This is a genomic window from Phenylobacterium sp., assembly GCF_031412415.1.
Lineage (GTDB): Bacteria > Pseudomonadota > Alphaproteobacteria > Caulobacterales > Caulobacteraceae > Phenylobacterium.
The window spans coordinates 1-5,249 of the sequence record NZ_JANOCX010000039.1; the positions used below are offsets into that span (position 1 = coordinate 1).

Sequence of the window (5,249 nt, forward strand, 5' to 3'; positions counted from 1 at the left end):
TTCTTGATGCGCTCGGCGGTGGTCTCGCCGATCAGCAGGTTATGGTTGCGGCGCATGTAGCTGATGATCGCCTCGTCCATCTTGTCGCCGCCGACGCGGACCGAACGCGAATAGACGATGCCCGAGAGCGACAGCACGGCCACCTCGGTGGTGCCGCCGCCGATGTCGACCACCATCGAGCCGGTGGGCTCATGGATGGGCAGGCCTGCGCCGATAGCCGCGGCCATGGGTTCGTCGATCAGGCCGACGCGACGGCCGCCGGCGTTGAGGCAGCTGTCGTTGATCGCGCGTCGCTCCACCGCCGTGGCGCCGGACGGCACGCAGACGATGACCTTGGGGTTCACGAAGCCCTTGCGGTTGTGAACCTTGCGGATGAAGTACTTGATCATCTCCTCGGCGACTTCGAAGTCGGCGATGACCCCGTCGCGCATGGGGCGGATGGCTTCCATGTGGCCGGGCGTGCGGCCCAGCATCTGCTTGGCTTCGATACCCACGGCATGGACGACCTTGCGTCCGCCGACGTTGCGAAGCGCCACCACCGACGGCTCATTCAGAACGATGCCCTTGCCCTTCATGTAGATGAGGGTGTTGGCGGTGCCGAGGTCGATGGCGATATCGTTCGAGATGGCGCCGAAGAGGGACGAAAACATGCAGAGCCCTGGGGGGGATGGAGGCGGATGAGGTGTCCGCGGAGTCTAGGGCCTGCCAGCTTACCACGCCATGAATAGGCGCCCGGCCGCTCCAGCCTCCGTTTGCAGGACTGATGGTCGTGTGCCCTGCCAATGGGTTCATTTCAAGGCTTAATGACACGCGTGTGGTTTCGCGCCGCAGCAAGGCGCGAAGCTTTGCTGGACCGGCGGTCGGCGGCGCCGCGAGGTCCGGCGTCCGACATCGACCCGCCTTCGTCGAACCGTGGCCTGTGTCACTTCCCAGTTACAGCCTTCGCGACCGGACCGGCTTAGAAAGCGGCGCTGTACTTCATGACCCTGGCCTCGGCGCGCGTGAATCGAAATGTCCACCCGTCAGGCCGTCCTGGGCGTCGAGAACGCCAGCTACTTCTACGGATCCAACAAGGTCTTCGAGGGCGTCTCGTTCCAGTTGGATGACGCGCGCACCGCCCTGGTCGGCGAGACCGGCGCGGGCAAGTCCACCCTGCTGAAATGCTTGCTGGGCGAGTTGGTGCTGATGGACGGCCAGATCGTCCGCTCGCGGGGTCTGAAGATCGGTTATGTCCCGCAGGATGTTCCTGAGGGCCTGGCCGACAAGCCGCTGCGCCAGGTGCTGGAAGCCGCCCTCCCCCTCGCCGACGGTTCGGAGGACTGGAAGGTCGATGTCCTGCTGGACGAGATCGGCGTTTCCTACGAGACCGCCGAGCAGCCCTTTGGCCGCCTGAGCGGCGGCTGGCAGCGGCTGATGCTGATCGCCGCGGCCGCGCGTCTGTCCGAACCCGACCTGTTGATTCTCGACGAGCCGACCAACCACCTGGACCTGTCGAACATCAACATCCTGGAGCGCTGGCTGGACGAGAACAGCCGCCTGCCGATGTTGATCGTCAGCCACGACCGCGAGTTCCTGCAACGCAGCACGACCCGGACCTTGTTCCTGCGCGCCGACGGCGCTCACAGCTTCGCCGCGCCGTTCGTGGAAGCCCGCGAAGCCCTGCTGCATCGCGACGCGGCCGACGCCGTGCGCCGCCAGCTCGAGAGCAAGGAGATCGATCGTCTGCAGAAGATGGCCGCCCGCTACCGCGTCTGGGGCGTGAAGAACGACAAGTTCCACAAGCGCGCCAAGGCCACGGAAAAGCGCATCGACCGGATCGAGGCCGAACGCACCGGCGCCTATTCCGCCCGCGACCGGAAGCTGGAACTGGTGGACGGGGAGATCGAGGCCAAGGTCGCCCTGCGGATCGAGAACTACGCCGTCACGACCCCCGATGGGTCGCGCAAGCTGTTCCACATCGACAAGCTGTCGGTGGCGGTCGGCGACCGGATCGCCCTGCTGGGGATCAACGGCGCCGGCAAGTCCATGCTGCTGTCGGCCCTGGCCCGCGCCTGGGACCCGAGCCTTCAGCACTATGACGGCGCGGCCACGCTCCGCTTCAACCCCCAGAGCCGGCTGGTCTATTTCGACCAGCGCATGGCCGACCTGCCGCTGAAGACCAGCCTCGTGGACTACCTGAGCGCCGTCGAGGGCGCGACCTCGCGCGACGCCAACGCCATGCTGGCCAAGGCGGGCTTTCCCTATGTGCGGATCAAGGGCCCCATCGGCGACCTCAGCCACGGCGAGCGAGCGCGGCTGGTCTTCCTTCGGATGACGCTGGCCAAACCCAACCTCTACCTGCTGGACGAGCCCACCAACCATCTGGACATCGAAGGTCAGGAGGACCTGGAGGCGCAACTGGAGGCCACCGAGGTCGCCTGCCTGTTCGTCTCCCACGATCGCTACTTCACCCGCGCGGCCGCCACCCGGTTTCTGGAAATCCGCAAAGGTCGCCTGATCGAGGTGGAGGGCCCCGAGGACTTCTTCGCGGCTCAGTGAGCGCTCAGCGGCGCGGCAGGACCTTGAAGCCGTACTTGCGGAAGACCGCCGCCGCCTGCGGTCCGCTCAGATAGCTGAGGAACTTGCCCGCGTCGGGATTGCGGGAGCTCGCCACGACGGCGGCCGGATAGACGATGTCGGGATGGCTGCCGACCGGGAACAGACCGACGATCCTCACCTTCGGCTCAACCTTGGCGTCGGTGTCGTAGACCACGCCGAACGGGCTCTCGCCGCGCGCGACGTACTGCAGAGCGGTGCGGACATTCTCGGCCTGGGCCAGCTTGCCCGAGACCCCGTCCCAGGCGCCTAGCGAGGTCAGCGCGGCCTTGGCGTACTTGCCGGCCGGCACGTCGGGGCCGGCCACCGCCAGGCGGCCGTCACCCAGGGCGCGGCCGAGAGGCATCCCCTTCGCGACCCTCAACGAGGCCTTGGAACCGGTGGGCGCGATCAGCGCCAGACGGTTGCTCAGCAGGTCGCGGCGGCTGGCCGCCACGATCAGCTTCCGCTCGGTCAGGTAGGTCATCCAATTGGTGTCGGCGGAGACGTAGATGTCCGCGGGCGCGCCCTGCTCGATCTGCCGCGCAATCGCCGAGGACGCCGCGTAGGAAAACCGCGCCTCGCCGCCGGTCTTGGCGTACTCGCGACCGACCTCGTCCAGGGCGTTCTTGAGCGAGGCGGCGGCGAAGACCGTGACCGTCTCCCCACGTGCCGGAGTGGTCGAGAGCGCGCAGGCGACCAAGATCAGGCCGAGGAGTCGAAGGGAATGCATTCGCGCAATCTAGCGGCGCTTCGCCGACGGCGCATCACCCCAGCGCGGTCATCACCACGCCCACCCCGGTCGCGGTCCCGCCGATGATCTGGCGCAGGGTGAGGCGTTCCTTGAACAGCCGCCGGCCGGCCGCCGCGGCGATGGGTCCCTCGATGACGCCCACGGCGCGCACCTGACCGGCGGGCGCCAGCGCCAGGGCCGAGAACCAGCAGGCCGAGGCCGCCGTGCCGCAGAACCCCGCGCCCAGAGATTGACGCCAGGACGCGGCGACCGAGCGCAGCGCCTGGGGCCGGGTGACCGCCAGGATGCCGCCCAGGACCAGCGACTGAAGGGTCTGGGCGACGCAAAGCGACGCGGTGGCCGAGTAGATCGGGTGGTTCGGCTCCAGCGCGAGGCCCGCCTGACGATAGCCGTTCAGCGCCACGGCGAAGGCGAGGCCCGAGGCGAGGCCGAACAATGAGCCGCTGAGCACGCCCTTGGCGGCGTCGCCCTTCGGCCAGGACAGGATCAGCAGGCCGACGGTAGCCGCGGCGAGGCCACTCCATTGGACGCCGCTCATCCGGTCGCCGAAGGCCACGTAGCCCAGCACCGCCCCCAGCGGCAGCGAGGACTGCTGCATGAAGGTGGCCACGGCGAAGCCGGAATGACGCATGGCCATCAGCAGCGCCGCAGTCGCCGACACCTGGGCGATGGCGCCGGCGGCCACCGCGACAGCGAACCGCCCCGACAGATGCGGCTGCGCGTCCGGGACCGCCAGGGCGACCACCGCGAAGATGATCAGCGAGAATGGCAGCCCGAACAGGAACCGCACGAGGGTCGCGCCCCACGGGCCGGCGTCGCCCACCAGCCCGCGCTGCAAGGCGTTGCGGGCGACCTGCAGCGGCGCGGCCGCCGCCGTCAGTAAGATCCAGAGCATCGGGCGGAACTCCGCTCACCCCGCGCGTGCGGAGTCGCTAGCCGCATCGCGGCCTTGGCGAAAGTCGAGGGTGTCCCCGCCTGCGCGCGGACGAGCGAAATCAGAAACCGCTGGCGATGGCGTCCGGCGCGCTCTTCTCCTTGCGGGCGAAGAGGTTGTTGAGCGCGTTGACATAGGCCTTGGCCGAGGCCGTCAGCGTGTCGGTATCGGCGGCCTGGCCCGTGGCGATCCGGCCGTCGTCCTCGAGCCTCACCGATACCTGGGCCTGGGCGTCCGTGCCTTCCGTAACCGCATGCACCTGGAACAGGCGCAGGATCGCGGTGTGAGGGATCACGGAGTGGATCGCGTTGAATACTGCGTCCACAGGGCCGTCGCCGGTGGCGTTGGCGGACTTTTCTTCGCCCTCGATGGTAACGGTCAAGAAGGCCTCCTGAGGACCCTCGGTGCCGGCGATGACCCGCAGGTGCTTGACTTGCACCCGGTCTGCGCCGCTCGCCAGCGCATCGTCCACCAGGGCTACGATATCGTCGTCGAAGACGTGCTTCTTCTTGTCGGCCAGATCCTTGAAGCGCTGGAAGGCCTCATTCAGCGCGTTTTGACCCAGTTCGTAGCCCAGGTCCTTCAGCTTGGCGCGGAACCCGGCGCGGCCGGCGTGCTTGCCCATCACCAGATTGGAGGAGCCCTGCCCGACATCCTCGGGCTGCATGATCTCATAGGTGCCGCGGTCCTTCAGCATGCCGTCCTGATGGATGCCGCTCTCGTGCGCAAAGGCGTTCTTGCCGACGATGGCCTTGTTGAACTGGACCGGAAAGCCGGTGATCGCCGACACGTAGCGGCTGGCCCGCGTGATGTGCTGGGTCTCGATGCCGGTATGGAAACGCAGGTGATCGCCGCGCACCTTCAGCGCCATGACGATCTCTTCAAGCGCAGCGTTGCCGGCGCGCTCGCCGATGCCGTTGACGGCGCACTCGACCTGACGCGCCCCGCCCTGCAGGCCCGACAGGCTGTTGGCGACCGCCAGGCCCA

The 5,249-nt window shown here is 67.8% G+C and carries 5 protein-coding genes; 1 reads left to right on the forward strand and 4 read right to left on the reverse strand.

Going from position 1 to position 5,249, the window contains the following annotated elements; all coding sequences use genetic code 11:
- Positions 1 to 650 (reverse strand): rod shape-determining protein (locus RMO04_RS01830; RefSeq protein ID WP_309643089.1); only part of this gene is annotated, 650 nt, incomplete at its 3' end.
- Between the two features lie 361 nt (positions 651 to 1,011).
- Between RMO04_RS01830 and RMO04_RS01835 the strand changes: the two genes are divergently transcribed.
- Positions 1,012 to 2,538: an ABC-F family ATP-binding cassette domain-containing protein gene (locus tag RMO04_RS01835; protein ID WP_309643090.1), complete on the forward strand. Its 1,527-nt coding sequence runs from the start codon at positions 1,012 to 1,014 to the stop codon at positions 2,536 to 2,538.
- A 4-nt stretch (positions 2,539 to 2,542) separates the two neighbouring features.
- Here RMO04_RS01835 and modA read toward each other — a convergent pair whose 3' ends face one another.
- From modA to RMO04_RS01850, 3 genes are all read right to left on the reverse strand, one after another.
- Positions 2,543 to 3,307: a molybdate ABC transporter substrate-binding protein gene (modA, locus tag RMO04_RS01840; protein ID WP_309643091.1), complete on the reverse strand. Its 765-nt coding sequence runs from the start codon at positions 3,305 to 3,307 to the stop codon at positions 2,543 to 2,545.
- Between the two features lie 34 nt (positions 3,308 to 3,341).
- Positions 3,342 to 4,223, reverse strand: coding sequence for a DMT family transporter (locus tag RMO04_RS01845; RefSeq protein ID WP_309643092.1), 882 nt, complete (start codon positions 4,221 to 4,223; stop codon positions 3,342 to 3,344).
- 100 nt (positions 4,224 to 4,323) lie between these two features.
- Positions 4,324 to 5,249 (reverse strand): 2-isopropylmalate synthase (locus tag RMO04_RS01850; RefSeq protein ID WP_309643093.1); only part of this gene is annotated, 926 nt, incomplete at its 5' end.